The organism is Sphingomonas sp. NFR15, from assembly GCF_900103265.1.
GTDB classification, from domain to species: Bacteria; Pseudomonadota; Alphaproteobacteria; order Sphingomonadales; family Sphingomonadaceae; genus Sphingomonas; species Sphingomonas pollutisoli.
On record NZ_FMWX01000004.1, the window covers coordinates 106,503 to 124,180 of the forward strand.

Here is a 17,678-nt window from a genome sequence, read left to right on the forward strand (position 1 = left end):
GACGTTTCGCCACCCGCCGTTCGTGCTGAGCGAAGTCGAAGCACGGATTTCGCGACCCGCGTTGGAGCCGATACCAAGGAAACGAAAAGAGCGGCCTGCGCCGGCAGACCGCTCTTCCAAAGGGCTTCGAAGGCAGGGCGGGTTAGGCCGCGCCCGCCCCCGCCTTGTCCTTCTTCGCATAGACGCGGATCGGTTCCTTGCGGCCTTCGATCACGTCCTTGTCGATCATCACCTCGTCGACGCCGTCCATGCCGGGCAGATCGAACATCGTATCGAGCAGGATGCCTTCGAGGATCGAGCGCAGCCCGCGTGCGCCGGTCTTGCGCTCGATCGCCTTCTTGGCGACCTGCGTGAGCGCGTCCTCGGTGAAACCGAGCTTGACCGTCTCCATGTCGAACAGCTTCTGATACTGTTTGACCAAAGCGTTCTTCGGCTCGGTGAGGATCGTCACCAGCGCGGGGACATCGAGATCCTCGAGCGTCGCGATCACCGGCAGGCGGCCGACGAATTCGGGGATCAGGCCGAACTTGAGCAGATCCTCGGGCTCGACCGACTTGAGCGTCTCGCCGGTGCGGCGCTCCTCGGGGCTGGCGACATAGGCGCCGAAGCCGATCGACTTGCCCTGCAGACGATCGCCGATGATCTTCTCAAGCCCCGAAAACGCGCCGCCGCAGATGAACAGGATGTTGGTCGTATCGACCTGGAGGAACTCCTGCTGCGGATGCTTGCGCCCGCCCTGCGGCGGCACGCTCGCGGTGGTGCCTTCCATCAGCTTGAGCAGCGCCTGCTGAACGCCCTCGCCCGACACGTCGCGCGTGATCGAGGGGTTCTCGGCCTTGCGGCTGATCTTGTCGATCTCGTCGATATAGACGATGCCGCGCTGCGCGCGCTCGACGTTGTAGTCCGAGGCCTGAAGCAGCTTGAGGATGATGTTCTCGACATCCTCGCCGACATAGCCGGCCTCGGTGAGCGTGGTCGCGTCGGCCATCGTGAACGGCACGTCGAGGATGCGCGCCAGCGTCTGCGCGAGCAGGGTCTTGCCGCATCCGGTCGGGCCGACGAGCAGGATGTTCGACTTGGCGAGCTCGACGTCGGCGCCCTTCTGGCCGTGGTTGAGCCGCTTGTAATGGTTGTGGACCGCCACCGACAGCACGCGCTTGGCGCGCTTCTGGCCGATCACATAATCGTCGAGGACATCGCAGATCTCCTGCGGAGTCGGCACGCCGCCATCCTTCTTCGACACCAGCGCCGACTTGGTCTCCTCGCGGATGATGTCGTTGCACAGCTCGACGCACTCATCGCAGATGAACACGGTCGGCCCGGCGATCAGCTTGCGCACCTCGTGCTGCGACTTGCCGCAGAAGGAGCAATACAGCGTGCTTTTCGAGTCGCCGCCACTCAGCTTGGTCATAAAATCTCGTGTCCCAATGCCCCTTGTGGGGACGAAAGCATAACAGACTAGGCGCGTTTCCGGCTATCGGGCAATGCCGAATATCGCTTTGCCCCGGCGGTTACGGCCTGATGAGAGGTGATATGGGCACAGTTTGCGGCGTAACAAGCGGCGCGGCACCGCCCATCCGGGCGGATCATATCCCGAACGGACGCGACGCCCCGCCGCCGCCAACCGGCGGCGGAGCGCCTAGCGACCCCGGTTCTCAGGCGGCGGGCAGCGCCGGCGGGGTGGCGCCGTCGTCGGCGATCGCCGGGCGCTTGTCGAACACCTGATCGATCAGCCCGAACGCCTTGGCCTCTTCCGCCGACATGAAGTTGTCGCGGTCCATCGCGCGTTCGATCTCCTCGAGCGTCTTGCCGGTGTATTTGGCGTAGAGCGAGTTGAGGAAATGGCGCATCCGCAGGATCTCGCGCGCCTGGATCTCGATGTCGCTCGCCATGCCCTGCGCGCCGCCCGAAGGCTGGTGGATCATGATCCGCGAGTTGGTGAGCGCGACGCGCATCCCCGGCTCGCCCGCCGACAACAGGAAGCTGCCCATCGACGCGGCCTGGCCGATGCAAACCGTGCCGACGCGCGGGCGAATATATTGCATCGTGTCATGGATCGCCATGCCCGCCGTGACGACACCGCCCGGCGAGTTGATATACATGAAGATGTCCTTCTTCGGGTTTTCCGATTCCAGGAACAGAAGCTGGGCGGTGATGATCGAGGCCATGTGATCCTCGACCCCGCCGGTCACGAAGATGATCCGCTCGCGCAGCAGCCGCGAATAGATGTCGAAGCTGCGCTCGCCGCGGTTGGATTGCTCGATGACGATGGGAACGAGGCCGGCCTGAGTCGGCTGCTGGGCGACGAGCCCCGCCGCGCTGAGGGGAGCCATGAAATCGCCGGTGTCGAACGGGTTGCGCATGATGTTCTGTACGTCCTTTATGCCCTTGCGGTCGCCTACATCGGCACTCCGCCGGGACTTGGCAAGTGTGCCCTGCCGTTCGTGCTGAGCGCAGTCGAAGCACGTGTCCAGCACGCCGCGCTGGTTGGCACGCCCTTCAACAAGCTCAGGGCGAACGGTATGTGAAGTTTCAGCCCTCGCGCCTCTCAACGCCCGGCGCGCGGTGCGAGAGGTAGGCGAGCCGGCGCATCTCGCGCCGGCCACGCACTACGGTGTCGAGGATCAGCCCCGCAAACAGGCACAGCGCAGCCAGGATCATCAGGCCGGTCACCATCACCGCGGTCGGCAGGCGGGGCACGAGATGCGTGTGCATGTAGGTGATGACGAGCGGTACCGCGAGCAGCAGCCCCAGCAGCGCCAGCACCGCGCCGATCGCGCCGAAGAACAGCACGGGGCGCTCGATCCGGTACAGCGTTAGGATGGTGCGCAGGATGCGGAAGCCGTCGCGATAGGTGCTGAGCTTGGAGGCCGAGCCTTCGGGCCGCTCGTAATAGGGTGTCGCCACCTCGGCGACGGGCATGCGCAACTCGAGCGCGTGGACGCTGATCTCGGTCTCGATCTCGAACCCCGCCGAGAGCACGGGGAAGCTCTTGACGAAGCGGCGCGAGAAGACGCGGTAGCCCGACAGGATATCGGTAAAGCTACGCCCGAACAGCCGCGCGAGCATGCCGGTCAGCACCGCATTGCCGAAGCGGTGGCCGCGCCGGTACGCCGCTTCGATCTGCGTGATGCGCGCGCCGACGATCATGTCGAGCTGTTCGCCGAGCAACCGTGCGACCATCGCCGGCGCCGAGGCGGCGTCATAGGTCGCGTCGCCATCCGCCATCACATAGACGTCGGCGTCGACATCCGCGAACATCCGCCGCACCACCGCGCCCTTGCCCTGGATGCGCTCGGTACGGACGATCGCGCCCGCCGCGCGCGCGACCTCGACGGTGCGGTCGCGGCTGTTGTTGTCGTAGACGTAGATGTCCGCGCCGGGCAGCGCGGCGCGGAACCCGGCCACCGTCGCCGCGATCGCGGCTTCCTCGTTATAGCAGGGGAGCAGGACGGCGATGCGGGGTTCTGGCAAGCGCGCCCTCCAGAGGCTGAAGCAAATCAAGCGTCAGGATAATCGAGACGCCGCCCCGACCACAACCGTCACCCCGGGAGCGCGTCCGGGGCGACCAGAGTCCCGACGGTAAAGCGCCTACCCCGCCCGCACGTAAATATGCAGGCGGGGCTGTCGGGGCTCACGCCTCGGTTTCGGTCTTCTTGGCGGCAGCCTTCTTGGCCGGCTTCTTGGGCTCGGCGGCGGCTTCGCCCGCTTCGCCTTCGGCCTTGGGCGCTGCCTTCTTGGCGGCCGGCTTCTTGGTCGCGGCCTTCTTGACCGGTTCCTCGGCGGTGGCTTCCGCCGGGGCGGGATCGGCCGAATCGTCGGCCTTCAGCTCGGTCGCGTCGGCGTGGTCATGGCCATGATCGTCGCCATGGGCGTGATCGTGGTCGTGATGGTCGTGGCCGTCATGGTCATGATCGCCGTGGTCATGGTCATGGTTATGGTCGTGGATGTGCGTGCCGCTCGCGAAGCCGTCCTCGCTCTCGATCGCTTCCTGAAGCTCCTCGCGCGTGACTTCGCGGTCGGTGATCTCGGCCTTTTCGAACAGGAAGTCGACGACCTTGTCCTCGTACAGCGGCGCGCGGAGCTGGGCTGCGGCCATCGGCTCCTGCTGGATGTACTGGAGGAAGCGCTGGCGATCCTCGGGGCCGTATTGCTGGGCGGCCTGCGCGATCAGGCGGTTCATTTCCTGCTGAGTCACCTCGACGCCATTGGCCTGGCCGATCTCCGACAGGAGCAGGCCGAGACGGACGCGACGCTCGGCGATCTTGCGGTAATCGTCGCGCTCCTTCTCCATCTCCTCAAGCGCGGCGGCCGGATCGGCCTCGTGGGTCGCTTCGTGCTGGAGCTGCTGCCAGATCTGGTCGAACTCGGCCTCGACCATCGTCGGCGGCACTTCGAAATCATGGCCCTCGGCGAGCTGGTCGAGCAGCTTGCGCTTCATGTGCGTGCGGGTGAGGCCATTGAGCTCCTGCTCGATCTGGCCCTTGAGCAAGCCCTTGAGCTGATCGAGGCTTTCCAGGCCGAGCGAGGTGGCGAGCGTGTCGTCGATGACCGTCTCGCCCGGAGTCTGCACCTTCTTGGCGGTGATCTCGAACGTCGCGGGCTGGCCGGCGAGGTTCTCGGCCGGATAATCCGCCGGGAAGGTCACGTTGAGCACGCGCTCCTCGCCCTGCTTCACGCCAACGAGCTGGTCCTCGAAGCCGGGGATCAGCCGGCCCGAGCCGATCTCGACGCCCATGTCGGTGCCGGTGCCGCCCTCGAAGGCGACGCCGTCGGCGGTCTTGCCGACGAAATCCACGGTGACAAGATCGCCCTGCGCGGCCTCATGATCCTCGGGCGCGTCGTCCCACTTCTTCTGCTGCTCGGCGAACTTGGCGACCTGCGCATCGACTTCGGCCTCACCGGCCGGCACGGTCAGGCGCTCGAGCTTGAGGCCGTCGATCGCGGGAGCCGGCACGTCGGGGAGCACTTCCAGCGAAACCTTGACCTCGGCATCGTTGCCGATCTCGAAACCCTCGTCGAGCGAGACCGACGGTTGGATCGCCGGACGCAGCCGCTGTTCGGCTATCAGCGTCTGGATGCCTTCCTGGATCGCCGAGTTGAGCGCGTCCTGGGTCAGCGCGGGGCCGTGCATCTTGCGCACGAGGTTGGCGGGAACCTTGCCGGGGCGGAAGCCGGGCATGCGGATCTGCGGTGCGACGCGCTTCAGCTCGGCATCGACCTTCGAATCGATCTCGGCGGCCGTGATGGTGAGGGTGTAGGCGCGCTTGAGCCCCTCGTTGAGCGTCTCGACAGTCTGCATGGGTCTTCTCAGGCCTCTTCACGAATCGGAATCGCGGTGGCCCTTGCACACGCGGCGGCGACTGGTGCGGGCGAAGGGACTCGAACCCCCACATCTTGCGATGGCAGGACCTAAACCTGCTGCGTCTACCAGTTCCGCCACGCCCGCATGGGACACCGCCGGTGTGGGGGGCGTCTATAGCAAGGATCGGCGGCGGAGCAAGCCACGCCGTCACGCCCGTGAAATCTTCGTGAAACTTCGCGGGCGGCCGGTTCGTTTGATACCGAACACGAGGAGAAAGCCGATGGCCACCACGCCCCCGACCGAATTGCCCCCGCAGCCGACCCAACCGGGCACACCCGAAACCCCGCCGCCCGAGGTGACACCGACCACGCCCGATATCGACGTGCCGGCGCCGATGCCGACCAGCGACCCCGCCGTCGCGCCCGGCCAGCCGACCGACCTTGGAGATTTCGCATGAGCGGCGCGCCGGAATCCCCCGATGCCTATCCGCCCCGCGAGGATGAGCGCAGCGACATCCAGCAGATCGTCGAGGCGCGCAAGGACGCGGTCGAGCGCGGCGAAGGCGGCCCCGAGCCGGACCCGCTGGCGCGGCAGGGTGAGGCCGACGGCGTCGGCGGCACCGGCGGCGTCGTGAAGAACCAGGATAGCGACGCGCAGTAACGCGCCCCGTCATGACCTTCACGGGTTCGGCGTCGCCCCGATCCGCGCGCTGGCGGCGAGCGCGCGGAAGCTCGCGATGTCGCGGTCGTAATAATAGATGTCCGGCGCTTCGAAGGTCGCCATGTAGAGCTTGCCGGCGATGATCGCGGCATATCCCTCGCCCTTGCGGCGGACTTCCTCGTCAGGCCGCGTGAAGCGGTAGGTGAAGGTTACGCCTTTCGCGCCGGCGAAGGTGCAAGGCGCGACGCTCTCGATCGTCATCAGCGGTGTGGCGAGCGCGATGCGATAGCTGTTTTCGAGCAGCGCGGGGATATCGGGCAACAGCATCGTCGCGCTGAACCGCGGCAGCGGCTTCACCCGTTTGTTGACCTCGCGGAACAGGGTGCGATCGGTCTCGATGCCGCCGTAGAAGGTGACGTCGTTGAGGCCGTCGCCGTCGAGCGTCCATGTCTCCGAATTGCGCCCCGGTCGCGCGCCCATCTTGTTCCACTCGCGATCGGGCGTGATCGTCAGCGCCGATTTGGCGACGGCGACGGCCTGCGCCTTCGCGATCAGCGTGTTGCCGGCGTGCGCGGGCGGGCCGGACAGGAGCAGCGCGGTGAGCGCGAGGACCGGGGCGGCTTTTCTCAGGGTCATGACTCGAACCTTCATGGCAGCAGGGCCTGGATCATCGCGCGGTCGGGCGCGTCGGGGCGCAGCGCGAGATAGCGTTTGAGCGCCTCGGCGCCTTGCGCGTCGCCGCCGCGGAGCCGCGCGAGGCCGAGGCCGCGATACGCATCGGCATCGGCCGGATCGAGCGCGATCGCCTGGGCGTAGAAGCCGGCGGCCGAGACGAGATCGCGCGGATTGCCGCGCGCGCGGTACAGGTCGCCGCGCGCGCGGAGCAGTTCCGCGTCCCACGCGTCGCCGGCAAGCTGGCCGAACAGATATTCGGTGCCGCCGAAATCATTGAGCTTGAGCTGATCGGCGATGAACGCGCCGCGCAGCGGCTTGATTGCGGTGCGCAGCGCGTCGTGGCCGGTATCCCCCTGCCCCATTCCCGCTACGAGCCCGCGCAGATAGGTCGCGCGTTCGAGATTGGTGGGGTGGCTGGCGAAGAACGAAAGCCGATCGTAGCGGTGGCTCTTCTGCTTGCGCCCGAACGATGTCGCATCGGCCTCGTCCATCGCGCGGGTCCAGATATCGGGGAGCGCTTTGGGGTCATAGCCGGCGGCGAGCATGTATTTCGCGCCGAGCATGTCGGCCTCGCGTTCTTCGTCGCGGTTGAACGCGAAGATCGATCCGATCGTGGAATGGCTCACGTCAACCGCAGCGCTGCGGATTTGGTAGGAGGCGCCGCTGGCGGCGATCACACCCATCCATGCTGCGACATCGGTCATCGATCGGCTGTGCTGGAAGCGGTGCAAACCGTGGCGCTGCTCGAAATGTGCGAATTCGTGCCCGAGCACCGCTGCCAGTTCGGCTTCGTCGCGTACCCGCATGAACAATCCCGTGTTCACGACCAGCGTGCCGTTTGGCGTCATTGAGGCGTTGAACTCGGGATCGCGAATCACATAGACGCGAGTACCCATGCAGCGTTCGACCCCAACCGTCCGACACAACACCGCTCGAACGTAGCCGGTGAGCGTAGCGTCCTTCACGACGAACGCCGAATCGCGCAGCGTTCGCTCGGCCTCGTCGAGCTGCATCCACAGCCCGCGCTCGTCGACGCTCTGCGGCTCGTAAGCACCCGCATAGGGCGGCAGCGGCGGCCTGGGCACGCTCGCCGCGATACCGAGCACCGCCGCCGCGCCGAGCAGCGCGAACCGGCGCAGCCGCGGCATCACCGCGCGGCCGGCGCGGCGGTGGGCGTGCTGCCCGGAAAATTCTCGAGCAATTGGCGCACACGCTTCTGGGCGCCGTCCGCCGTACGCACGTCGCCGCCCATCTGCTGATCGGCGTTGAGCCAGACGAGATCGCCGCTGCGCAGATCGACCAGCCCCGCATAGCCGCGATGCTCGCCCGATTTGACCGTGACATAGGCCATCGCCGCGAACACCTGGAGCAGCTTGCGGCCGGTCGAGCCGTATTGGTCCTCATCGAAGATGAAGAGCGCGTAATCGCAGCCGGTGCCCTTGGCGATCTCGGCGACCCCCGGCCCCATCGTCCACTTGAACGCGCCCTTGCGCTTCTTGGTGGGCAGGCGATTGCCGGGGAAGAACTGATATCGGATCACCGAATCGGCCAGCACCGAGAACAGCGCGCGGTATCCCGCCAAGGTGGTGGCGGCCGGGCCGATCGGCTCCTCGGCGACGATCACCGCATTGCCGAGCCCTTGCTGCGCGACCGCGAGCGCCGCGCCGAGATTGTCGCGCGCCTGCGCGGTCCAGTCCGCGTTCGGTTCGAACATGCCGCCGGTCGATTGCGCGCCGACGGTGATGCTGGGGCGGATCAGCAGAATTTTGGCCGAGCCGGGCGGCAGGGTGAAACCCGGCTTGCTGCCGGACTTTTCCTGCGCGCCCGCGGGCACGCCCGCCAGAAGACAGGCGGCGAGCGCCGCCGCGAATAGTCCGTGTCGCATGTATCCCCCCGGATCGCGATGTCCCCACATCGCGACCGAGACTTACGAGATCATGGTTCCAGCGGCAAGATGCTTAGATCGATACTTGCGGCGACTTCACACCGGCCGGAACAGCGTGAAACCGCTCGGCAGCCGTTTCGGCGCCTTGCCCGCAAGGGTCGCCTCGATCGCGTCGATCGCGGCGAGCAGATCGCGTTGCACATACGGCTTGGCGAGACACCCCACCGCAACGGCGCGGCCACCTTCGGGACATTCGCCGGTCACGAACATCGCGGGCAGACCGGCCGCGTGCGCGGCACGCGCGACGTCGATGCCGCTACCATCGGACAGTCGCACATCGACGAGCACCAGATCGACGTCCTGCGGACGGCGCAGCACGGCGAGCGCTTCGGCGACACGGTCGACCGTCGCGACGATCTCGAACTCGGCCTCGCGCAGGAAATGCTCGGTATCGAACGCGACGAGCGGCTCGTCCTCGACAATGAGCAACCGACTGATCCGCCGCTTTTTCCGTCCGAACAGCATGTCCGGTTGTCCCGCCTTCCCTTGCCGCACCGACGCGGCCTCGCCTGTCCTCGTTACGCCTGCGTCCCTTAACGCGCCGTGTTCGAATCGGTGACAAGAAATTTTGCGCGCGCGGACAGGGAAATTCGCTATAGGATCGCGGTGCAAAGACCTACTTCCAAAACGCCATCGGACTCGCCACCGCGTTCCGACCAGCGCATCGCCAAATTGCTCGCCCGCGCGGGCCTCGCCTCGCGGCGCGAGATCGAACGCATGATCGCGGACGGTCGCGTCGCGCGCAACGGCATCGTCATCGACACGCCGGCGACGGTCCTCGCCTCGCTCGACGGGGTGACGGTGGACGGCGCGCCGGTCGAGGCGCCCGCGCCGGCACGGCTGTTCCTGTACCACAAGCCGCCCGGGCTTCTCGTCACCGAACATGATCCCGCCGGGCGCCCGACGATCTACGACCGGCTGCCCAAGACGCTGCCGCGCGTGATGCCGGTCGGGCGGCTCGATCTCGCGACCGAAGGGCTGCTGCTGCTCACCACCGACGGCGAGTTGAAGCGTCAGCTCGAACTGCCCGCGACCGGCGTGCAGCGCGCGTACCGGGCGCGCGCCTACGGCCCGATCACGCAGGAGCAACTCGAGGAGCTGATCCACGGCATTGAGATCGAGGGTGTGCGCTACGGCTCGATCGACGCCAATCTGGAGCGGCGCACCGGCGCGAACGTCTGGATCGAGATGATCCTGACCGAAGGCAAGAACCGAGAGGTGCGGCGCGTGCTCGATTACCTCGGGCTCAAGGTCTCGCGGCTGATCCGCACGCGCTATGGCCCGTTCGTGCTCGGCGATCTCGCGCCCGGCGCGGTCGGCGAGGTGCGCGGGCATGACGTCGCCTCGTTCCGCAAGAACCCGACCCGGCTCGACCTGCCGCAACCGGCGCGATCGCGTTCGCTGGAGCCGGTGTATGACGCCGTCAAGCCCGCTCCCCGCGCGCGCGGAGAGGGTATGGGAGAGCGGCGCGGCGCGTCTGCGGCGCCGAAGACCCGCGGCGCAGTCGCACCGCGCATCACCCGCGAAGCCGCCGCCAAGGCCGATCGCGCTTCCTTCGCGGACGTGCGCGCGCCGCGCAAACCCGGCGCGCGCTCGGCCAGCGCAGCCAGCCAGCCACGCGACGCGTCGAAGCCTGCGCCGCGCCGCGCCGCCACGACCAGTCCGCGCGAGTCGACCTGGTCGCCGCGTGACAGCCGCCCCGCCGACGGCCCCGCCGCCAGCCCGGCGCCGGTCAAGCCCAAGCGCTTCTACGACGCCAAGCCCAAGGCCGGCACCACCCCGGCGCGTGGCGAGGGCACCTCGCGCGCGCGCCGCACCGCGACCGATCCGCGCCCCAAGCGCGACCGCGCGCCCGGTGAGCGCCCCACTCCGCCGCGCGGCCCCGCACGCCCGTCCAAACCCCGCCCACCCCGGACCCGTAAATAATGCGCATCATCGCTGGAGAATGGCGCGGTCGCGCGCTCGTCGCCCCCAAGGGCGACGCCACCCGCCCCACCGCCGACCGCGTGCGCGAGGCATTGTTCTCGATGCTGACCAGCCGGCTCGGCAGTTTCGAGGGGCTCGCGGTCGCCGATCTGTTCGCGGGCTCGGGCGCGCTCGGGCTGGAAGCGCTGTCGCGCGGCGCCGCCTCGTGCCTGTTCGTCGAACAGGACAAGGCCGCGCTCGACGCGCTCCGCGCCAACATCGCCAAATTGGGCGCGAAGGCCGACGTGCGCGCGCAATCGGTGCTGGCGCTCGGGCCGGCACCCAAGCCGCTCGACCTGATCCTGATGGACCCGCCCTATGACAGCGGCGCCGGCGCGGTCGCGCTCGACAAGCTCGCGCGGCTCGGCTGGGTGGGCGACGCGACCTTGGTGAGCGTGGAAACCGCCAAGCGCGAGCCGCTGGAGGTGGCAGGCTTCGTCGAGGACACGACCCGCGTGTTCGGCAAGGGGCGGATCACGCTGCTGCGGCGGGGGTGACGGCGGCGGGCGCTGTGGCCGGTCGCCCGATGTGGCGCGGCGAGCAGCGAGTCTCCCGCCCCTTCCGTTCGACCCGGGCGCAGCCGAAGGGTGTACGTCCGGCGAGTCGCTTGCGGCGCATGCTTCGACTGCGTTCAGCATGAACGGAAATGGGATCGGCGGCTGTCGCCCAACCCCTGTCATTCAGTTGGTCGAAGCACGATCCCAAGACCGCGCGTTCAACCCGCCGGTCCGATCAAGGTGCTTGCGATTTCTCTTGCCGCCGATGGAACCGCCAATCGATCAGGCGTGACCAACATCGACGCCACGACAGCCGCGCCACAGAAATCGAAGATACCATCCTCGATCTGCACCTTCATCGCCTCGCGATAGCCGCGTCTGACGTAAGTCGCCTCGCTGGCAGCGGCGATCGCGACGAGGCTGACCTTCAGCCGGCCAAGCCGCTTCGTGATGCGTCCCTCGGCGTCCTCATCAAAAGCCCAGCCAGCGACGAATACGCGGTCGATCCAGCCCTTCAGCAAGGCGGGCATCGCCCACCAATAGACCGGGTAGACCAGGATAAGGTGATCTGCTCGATCGATCCGCCGCTGTTCCTCTCGCACATCGTCGGGCAGGGAGGCTTTGCCCAAGAAGGCTGCATGATCTGCTGCCCCGAATACGGGATTGAACCTTTCCGCGGCCAAGTCGACCATCTCGGCATCGTGGCCACGGGCCTGCAGCGCGTCGACGATCGCACTTGTCACGGCGCGGGTCAGCGAAGACTCCGCGGGATGCGCCATGAGAACCAGCGCCTTCTGCGAGGTGGCTTCCAAAGACGGGCGGGTCATGCGCACGGAAGCGCCATGAGCCGGCCGCCCTCCTGCGTCAGACGCTCCAGATATTCGCCGTGTTCAAGGATTTGATAGGGAAAGAACAGTCCGGCCTCTGTCGCCGGCTTGCCATCCAGCCCGGCGAGGCGTTCTAGCACCATGCTGATGCCCAGTGCCGTGAGCGGAGCCGCCCCGCCTGGATGGAAAACAGCATGGCGGGTGCGTAGCGGTTTGCCCGCATCGTCAAGTCCGGACAGCTCGATGATGATTTCGGTCGATTTGGCGCCCCCTGCCCGTCTGCTGGAGCTGATCCCCGTTCCGATGCCGAATTCGACGTCGCTGGCACCCGTCACCGCCGCCAGACCCGCGATGTCGATCGACGAGAAACCCGAAGCCGTTAGTTCCGTGCCGTCGATCGCCCGGAATGCAAAGCCGGCATCCTCGCCCTTGCGCCAAACGAACGCGCCGTCCCGCCGTGCCAGGACGGAGGAAATGACGGAGGTAAATCGCTCGAAATCCTCCGTTACGGCCGGGCCTCCCCAGTCTTCCTCATCGACCAGCGCGCCGATCCTGATGCTGGCAACGCGCGAATAGGCCTTGGCCGCGGTGAGCGTCGCGATGGTTGTGGCACCGACCAACCATTCATATCCCAGAACCATGGCCGCTGTGTCGGGGCGTTGCATGTGGATCGCGATTTCGGGTGCGACCTCATAAAGTCCGGTCGAGATGCCGAGGTGCGCTATCCCCCGCGCATGGGCATAGCGCAGGCTGGCGAGCCGGTGATCGGTATAGAGCACGGCAACTGCTCCGATCGGTCGTTGGCCAAGACCAAGATCGTCCGCGTGCGGATCGATGACTACGCCTTCGGCATTATCCAGTGCGCCCGCGACCTGCTCGGCCTTTTGCCGGTTCCTGCTGCCAATGAGCAAAGGAAGATCGGGGTACCGCTTACGCAAAGCCTGGATGGTGAAATGGCCGATCTGGCCAGTGCCGCCCAACAGGAGGATGGGTGAGATGGACATTGCTGCCTTTCCATGTAGATAGCTAAGCTACGAATCGTAGGATTATTTAAGCTACCTTTAGTAGGTTTGGCAAGTGGGTTCATCATGATGACAGGTTCGAGCGTCGCGACCCCGAAGCAGGGGCGCCGTCTTTCCAAGGCAGATCGGAGACGTCAGTTGCTCACTACTGCGCTGGACGTAATTCGTGAGGATGGCGCCGACAGCCTGACTCTCGGGCATCTGGCGGAGCGGGCAGGTGTGTCGAAGCCGGTGGTGTATGACCATTTCGGCACGCGTTCCGGGCTGCTGATCGAACTATATCGCTGGATCGACACCGAACGTGTCGAGGCATTTCGCCAGGCAATGGCGGCTGCCGACAACGATCGCGACGAGACGATCGCTTCCCTTGCGCACGCCTACATCCGCTGCGCGGCAGACCTGACCGGGGAATTTTACGTCGTTGGTGCGGCACTCGCCGGAAGCACGGAAAAGGCAGAAGTCTATGCCGAGCTTCTCGATCAGTCCGTCGAAATGTTCGTTTCTGTTCTACGCCCGTTCAATCGACTGACCGGACCAGCGGCAACGCGGTTGTGCGTCGGCCTCGTTGGAGCGGGAGAAGCTCTGTCGGCAGCGATCGTCCGCGGCAAGCTCACCGAGGCTGATGCCATCGCGACGTTCCATGAAATCATCAGCGCCTCTGTGCCCTGATAAGCTGGCACGCTGGCTAGCAAGGAGCCATGCAGTGCGTCAGATCGCGACACGTTTCGTCTCGTAACCCGGTAGAGCATGGCATTCGGGAAAGCTCATGTTCTCCTGTTTATCGCTGCTGACCTGTCCTACACGCACCATTTCCGTCATGCTGCGGCCATGCTCGTCCACCGCACCAGCGCCAAACCACACCGCCGCCCGCTTCACCAAGGGCGAGATGGCCCGCCACCCCGCACCCCAAAAGTGACACCCGCGTACGGTGCTTCCGATGAACAACCTTTGCACTCTTTCGCAGGTCATCACCTCCGAAGCGCAGCGCGCGGCCGCCCCCGAGGCGCACTGCCGCACCGCCAGCGGAACGATCCCGCCGTCGCATCATTGGCACATGCGACAGTCAACCGGAGGTTCCTCGATGAAAACCCTTGTCCTCACGCTCGCCGTGCTCGCCGCCCCCGCCGCCGCGCAGGCGCCGAACTGGGCGAAGGCGCAGCCGATCGCGATCACCATGACCGATCACGGCTTCGTGCCGCGGCGGATCGCGCTGCGGCAGGGCGCACCCTATGTGCTGCGCGTCACCAACCGGTCGAACAAGGGGCACAATCTCACGCAGGAGGCGTTCTTCGCCGCCGCGCGCGTGCGGCCGGAGGATCGTGGGATGACGCGCGACGGGCAGATCGTGCTGCGCAGCGGGGAGCGCGCGACCGTGCGGTTCCTCGCGCCGAACACGCGGCGCGGCGGCACCTATCAGTTCAGCAGCACGACGCTCGCCGATGCCAGCGACGATTACAAGGGCGTGTTCGTGATCCGGTGACCGGTCGCTGCGGCGCGCCTCAGCGGGCGCGCCGGGCGACCGCAAGCCCGCCGAGGCTGAGCGCGCCCGCCGCGACCAGCAGCATGCCGACCGCCCACAGCCCATCGTTCTTGGCGAGCGCGGCGGCGCCCATCGGCGTCAACGCGCCGCCGATGATCCCGCCCAGGCTGAACGCGAGGCTGACGGCGGTGTAGCGCACGCCCGCCGGAAACAACTCGGGAATGAAGCCGCCGAGCGGACCGTAGGTGAAGCCCATCACGAACAGCGCCGCCGCGAGCCATAGCCACACGCCAAACAGCGATGCCGCGCCCAGACCCGGCGCGATCGTCAGCCCGGCGACGATGCAGCCGACGAAGCCGAACGCCATCACCCGCCGCACGCCGTGCCAATCGGCAAGCACGCTCGCGACGATCACGCCAAGCGCGAGGAACAGCACCGCCGCCATCTCGATCGCCAGATACGCCTGCCGGCCATGCCCCTGCACGCTCGTCCCGTAACCGAGCGCGAACGCGGTCGAGAGATAGAACAGCGCGTAGCAGGCGACCACGCAGAAGGTCGCCGCGAGCACCGGCTTGAGGTGATCGCGCAGCAGTTCGGCGAACGGCACGGGCGGGATGGCGTTGCGAGCCTCGGCCTCGATGAACGCGGGAGTTTCGGTGAGCTTGAGCCGCACCCACAGCCCGAGCAGCACCAGCACCGCGCTGGTCAGGAACGGCAGGCGCCAGCCCCAGGCGAGGAAATCCGCATCGCTCATCACGCTGCCGAGGATCAGGAAGAAGCCGTTGGCCGCCACGAACCCGACCGGCGCGCCGAGCGGCGGGAACATGCCGTAGCGCATCTCCCAGCCCTTGGGCGCATTCTCGACCGCGAGCAGCGACGCCCCGCCCCATTCACCGCCAAGGCCAAGCCCCTGCCCGAAGCGCAGCACGCACAGGATCGCTGGCGCGACCCAGCCGACTTGCGCATAGGTCGGCAGGAAGGCGATCAGCACGGTCGATCCGCCCATCAGCATCAAGCTGGCGACGAGCGTCGACTTGCGCCCGATCCGGTCGCCGAAATGGCCGAACAGCGCCGCGCCGACCGGCCGCGCGATGAACGCCACGCCGAAGACCGCATAGGAGGACAGCAACTGCACCGCTTTGTCGGCGGCCGGGAAGAACAACGGGCCGAACACCAGAGACGCGGCGGTCGCATAGATGTAGAAATCGTAGAACTCGACCGTGGTGCCGGTCAGGCTGGCGAGCAATACGCGGGTATGCGCGGTCATCGTATGGCGAGGCATCGCGCCTGATCGCCCGCGCGCGGCGGCGGGTCAAGCGGGTGCCGACTCAGGCGAGCACCCACTCCGCGCGCGGCACGCCCTGCGCATAGAGCAAGGCGGTGAGATCGCTGTGGTCGATCCGCGCCGCCGCTGCTGCCGCGACGATCGGCTTTGCGTGATAGGCGACGCCCAGCCCGGCCGCGCCGATCATCGCGAGATCGTTGGCGCCGTCGCCGACGGCGAGGGTCGCGTGTTCGGGCAAGCCGGAGCGGGCGGTGGCGGTGCGGAGCGTGTCGAGCTTGGCCTGCGCGCCGACGATCGGCTTGGTGACGGTTCCGCTCAGCACGCCCTCCGCGATCTCGAGCCGATTGGCGATCGCGCGGTCGAAGCCGATCCTGGCCGCGACCGGCTCGGCGAAGCGGGTGAAGCCACCCGAGACGAGGATCGCGGTCGCGCCCCAGCCGCGCATCGTCTTCACCAGCGCCTCCGCGCCGGACATGATCGTCACGCGCTCGTCGAGGCAACGCTGGATGACCGCCTCGTCAAGCCCCTTGAGCAAGGCGACACGCGCATCGAGCGCGGCTTCGAAATCGAGCTCGCCGCGCATCGCCGCCTCGGTTACGGCGGCGATCTGCGGCTTGATGCCGGCGTAATCGGCGAGTTCGTCGATGCACTCGACGGTGATCATCGTCGAATCCATGTCGGCGACGAGCAGGTGCTTGCGCCGCCCGGCGATCGGCTGGACGACGACATCGACCCCGGCGAACGCACCCTCCAGCGCCGGCCGCGCGGCATCGGGCGAGAGCGTGAAGGCGAGATCGGCGGCGTCGCCCTCGTCGAGCCAGTCGCCAGCGACGCTCGAACAACCAGCGGCGTCGAGCCGGTCGCGCGCTTCGGAAATATCGCCCGCCGTGAGGCGGCCCGGTGCTATCAACGTCGCGATGAACATTCGTTACCCTTCGCTTTCCCTCCTCGTTCGTGCTGAGCCTGTCGAAGCACGTGTTCCGCAACACGCCCTTCGACAGGCTCAGGGCGAACGGGGAGAGATGGTCGCATGACCGGACTTCCCAAGGTCGCGCTCATTACAGGGCCGACCGCGAGCGGCAAGTCCGCGCTCGCGCTGGCGCTCGCCGAAACGCGCCGCGGCGTTGTCATCAACGCGGATTCCGCGCAGGTGTACCGCGATCTGCGCGTCGTCTCGGCGCGACCCTCGCCCGAGGAAGAGGCGCGCGCGCCGCACCGGCTGTTCGGCCATGTCGACGGCGCGGATGCGGGCTATTCCGCCGCGCGCTGGGCCAGCGAGGCGCGCGACGAAATTGACGCGGCGCATGCGGCGGGCAAGCTGCCGATCCTGGTCGGAGGCACCGGGCTGTATCTGCGCACCTTGCTCGACGGAATCGCACCGGTGCCCGAGATCGACCCCGCGATCCGCGCCGAGGTGCGCGCGCTGCCGGTGGCGCAGGCGCATGCGCGGCTCGCCGCGTGCGACCCGGCGATGGCCGCGGCGCTCAACCCCGCCGACACCGCCCGCGTCGCGCGCGCGCTGGAGGTGGTGCGCTCGACCGGGCGATCGATCGCCGACTGGCGCGCGGCCAAGCACGGCGGCATCGGCCACCGGATCGACCTCGCCGCGCTGATTCTACTGCCCGAGCGCGGCTGGCTCAACGCGCGGATCGATGCGCGCTTCGCAGCGATGGTGCGCGACGGCGCGGACGAGGTCGCCGCGCTACTCGCCCGCGCCGACGTGCCCGCCGATGCGCCAGTATGCCGCGCGATCGGCGTGCCTGAAATCGCGGCGCTGCTCGGCGGCAAACTCGACGCCGCCACCGCCGCTGCGGCGGGTGCCACCGCGACCCGCCACTATGCCAAGCGGCAATATACGTGGTTCCGAAATCAGCCGCCGCCGAGCTGGATCCGCACCGATGAGACAGAAACATCCGAGCAGATCGTACAAATAGCAACTTTATTACGCTCGTAGCGGTTGACGTGCATGTTTCGTGCGGGTAGCAGCGCCGCTCCGTCGATGTTATGCGCGCAAGGC

At 67.2% G+C, this 17,678-nt stretch carries 20 protein-coding genes and 1 tRNA gene; 7 read left to right on the forward strand and 14 right to left on the reverse strand.

Annotation, left to right across the window (positions count from 1 at the left end):
• Nucleotides 1–142 precede the first annotated feature (142 nt).
• The 5 genes from clpX to BLS81_RS11240 form a co-directional block, all read right to left on the reverse strand.
• On the reverse strand, nt 143–1,411 hold the full coding sequence (clpX, locus tag BLS81_RS11220; RefSeq protein WP_093223904.1) for an ATP-dependent Clp protease ATP-binding subunit ClpX: 1,269 nt from the start codon (nt 1,409–1,411) through the stop codon (nt 143–145).
• A 244-nt stretch (nt 1,412–1,655) separates the two neighbouring features.
• Entirely contained in the window at nt 1,656–2,363 is a 708-nt protein-coding gene (gene clpP / locus BLS81_RS11225) for an ATP-dependent Clp endopeptidase proteolytic subunit ClpP (protein ID WP_093223906.1), read from the reverse strand.
• Between the two features lie 169 nt (nt 2,364–2,532).
• A complete protein-coding gene (locus BLS81_RS11230) occupies nt 2,533–3,474 on the reverse strand; it encodes a glycosyltransferase family 2 protein (protein WP_176787135.1) in 942 nt (313 codons plus the stop codon).
• 160 nt (nt 3,475–3,634) lie between these two features.
• A complete protein-coding gene (tig, locus tag BLS81_RS11235; protein WP_093223908.1) occupies nt 3,635–5,302 on the reverse strand; it encodes a trigger factor in 1,668 nt (555 codons plus the stop codon).
• Between the two features lie 62 nt (nt 5,303–5,364).
• Nucleotides 5,365–5,449: transfer RNA gene (locus BLS81_RS11240), tRNA-Leu, on the reverse strand.
• 136 nt (nt 5,450–5,585) lie between these two features.
• Between BLS81_RS11240 and BLS81_RS20770 the strand changes: the two genes are divergently transcribed.
• The gene (locus tag BLS81_RS20770; protein WP_176787136.1) at nt 5,586–5,762 is read left to right on the forward strand and encodes a hypothetical protein; all 177 of its coding nucleotides are present in this window, start codon (nt 5,586–5,588) and stop codon (nt 5,760–5,762) included.
• Nucleotides 5,759–5,965 carry a hypothetical protein gene (locus BLS81_RS11245; RefSeq protein ID WP_093223910.1) on the forward strand — a complete coding sequence of 69 codons (207 nt, stop codon included), beginning with the start codon at nt 5,759–5,761 and terminating at the stop codon, nt 5,963–5,965. Before BLS81_RS20770 ends, BLS81_RS11245 begins: the two co-directional genes overlap by 4 nt.
• A gap of 18 nt (nt 5,966–5,983) precedes the next feature.
• On the opposite strand, the gene BLS81_RS11250 is transcribed toward BLS81_RS11245, so the two are convergent.
• From BLS81_RS11250 to BLS81_RS11265, 4 genes are all read right to left on the reverse strand, one after another.
• A complete protein-coding gene (locus BLS81_RS11250; RefSeq protein ID WP_093223912.1) occupies nt 5,984–6,601 on the reverse strand; it encodes a hypothetical protein in 618 nt (205 codons plus the stop codon).
• An 11-nt stretch (nt 6,602–6,612) separates the two neighbouring features.
• Complete coding sequence (locus tag BLS81_RS11255) at nt 6,613–7,788, reverse strand: M48 family metallopeptidase (protein ID WP_093224252.1); 1,176 nt, start codon at nt 7,786–7,788, stop codon at nt 6,613–6,615.
• Nucleotides 7,788–8,525 carry a hypothetical protein gene (locus BLS81_RS11260; RefSeq protein WP_176787137.1) on the reverse strand — a complete coding sequence of 246 codons (738 nt, stop codon included), beginning with the start codon at nt 8,523–8,525 and terminating at the stop codon, nt 7,788–7,790. Before BLS81_RS11260 ends, BLS81_RS11255 begins: the two co-directional genes overlap by 1 nt.
• A gap of 96 nt (nt 8,526–8,621) precedes the next feature.
• Complete coding sequence (locus tag BLS81_RS11265; RefSeq protein ID WP_093223914.1) at nt 8,622–9,050, reverse strand: response regulator; 429 nt, start codon at nt 9,048–9,050, stop codon at nt 8,622–8,624.
• A gap of 141 nt (nt 9,051–9,191) precedes the next feature.
• Between BLS81_RS11265 and BLS81_RS11270 the strand changes: the two genes are divergently transcribed.
• The gene (locus BLS81_RS11270; RefSeq protein ID WP_256326201.1) at nt 9,192–10,511 is read left to right on the forward strand and encodes a pseudouridine synthase; all 1,320 of its coding nucleotides are present in this window, start codon (nt 9,192–9,194) and stop codon (nt 10,509–10,511) included.
• On the forward strand, nt 10,511–11,047 hold the full coding sequence (rsmD, locus tag BLS81_RS11275; RefSeq protein ID WP_093223918.1) for a 16S rRNA (guanine(966)-N(2))-methyltransferase RsmD: 537 nt from the start codon (nt 10,511–10,513) through the stop codon (nt 11,045–11,047). The genes BLS81_RS11270 and rsmD overlap by 1 nt, the downstream gene beginning before the upstream one ends.
• 218 nt (nt 11,048–11,265) lie before the next feature.
• Here rsmD and BLS81_RS11280 read toward each other — a convergent pair whose 3' ends face one another.
• A complete protein-coding gene (locus tag BLS81_RS11280) occupies nt 11,266–11,874 on the reverse strand; it encodes an NAD(P)H-dependent oxidoreductase (protein WP_093223920.1) in 609 nt (202 codons plus the stop codon).
• Complete coding sequence (locus BLS81_RS11285) at nt 11,871–12,878, reverse strand: saccharopine dehydrogenase (RefSeq protein ID WP_093223922.1); 1,008 nt, start codon at nt 12,876–12,878, stop codon at nt 11,871–11,873. Before BLS81_RS11285 ends, BLS81_RS11280 begins: the two co-directional genes overlap by 4 nt.
• Nucleotides 12,879–13,034: 156 nt before the next feature.
• On the opposite strand from BLS81_RS11285, the gene BLS81_RS11290 reads away from it, so the two are divergent.
• The gene (locus BLS81_RS11290; protein WP_093223924.1) at nt 13,035–13,565 is read left to right on the forward strand and encodes a TetR/AcrR family transcriptional regulator; all 531 of its coding nucleotides are present in this window, start codon (nt 13,035–13,037) and stop codon (nt 13,563–13,565) included.
• A gap of 39 nt (nt 13,566–13,604) precedes the next feature.
• Here the strand turns inward: BLS81_RS11290 and BLS81_RS20775 are convergent, their stop codons facing one another.
• Nucleotides 13,605–13,772 carry a hypothetical protein gene (locus BLS81_RS20775; protein ID WP_176787139.1) on the reverse strand — a complete coding sequence of 56 codons (168 nt, stop codon included), beginning with the start codon at nt 13,770–13,772 and terminating at the stop codon, nt 13,605–13,607.
• 205 nt (nt 13,773–13,977) lie between these two features.
• On the opposite strand from BLS81_RS20775, the gene BLS81_RS11300 reads away from it, so the two are divergent.
• The gene (locus tag BLS81_RS11300; protein ID WP_093223928.1) at nt 13,978–14,376 is read left to right on the forward strand and encodes a cupredoxin domain-containing protein; all 399 of its coding nucleotides are present in this window, start codon (nt 13,978–13,980) and stop codon (nt 14,374–14,376) included.
• A gap of 19 nt (nt 14,377–14,395) precedes the next feature.
• Here BLS81_RS11300 and BLS81_RS11305 read toward each other — a convergent pair whose 3' ends face one another.
• Both BLS81_RS11305 and serB read right to left on the reverse strand, forming a co-directional pair.
• Complete coding sequence (locus BLS81_RS11305) at nt 14,396–15,643, reverse strand: MFS transporter (RefSeq protein WP_176787140.1); 1,248 nt, start codon at nt 15,641–15,643, stop codon at nt 14,396–14,398.
• Nucleotides 15,644–15,704: 61 nt separating this feature from the next.
• The gene (serB, locus tag BLS81_RS11310; protein ID WP_093223932.1) at nt 15,705–16,586 is read right to left on the reverse strand and encodes a phosphoserine phosphatase SerB; all 882 of its coding nucleotides are present in this window, start codon (nt 16,584–16,586) and stop codon (nt 15,705–15,707) included.
• A gap of 105 nt (nt 16,587–16,691) precedes the next feature.
• On the opposite strand from serB, the gene miaA reads away from it, so the two are divergent.
• Nucleotides 16,692–17,615, forward strand: coding sequence for a tRNA (adenosine(37)-N6)-dimethylallyltransferase MiaA (miaA, locus tag BLS81_RS11315; RefSeq protein WP_093223934.1), 924 nt, complete (start codon nt 16,692–16,694; stop codon nt 17,613–17,615).
• Nucleotides 17,616–17,678: the final 63 nt, after the last annotated feature.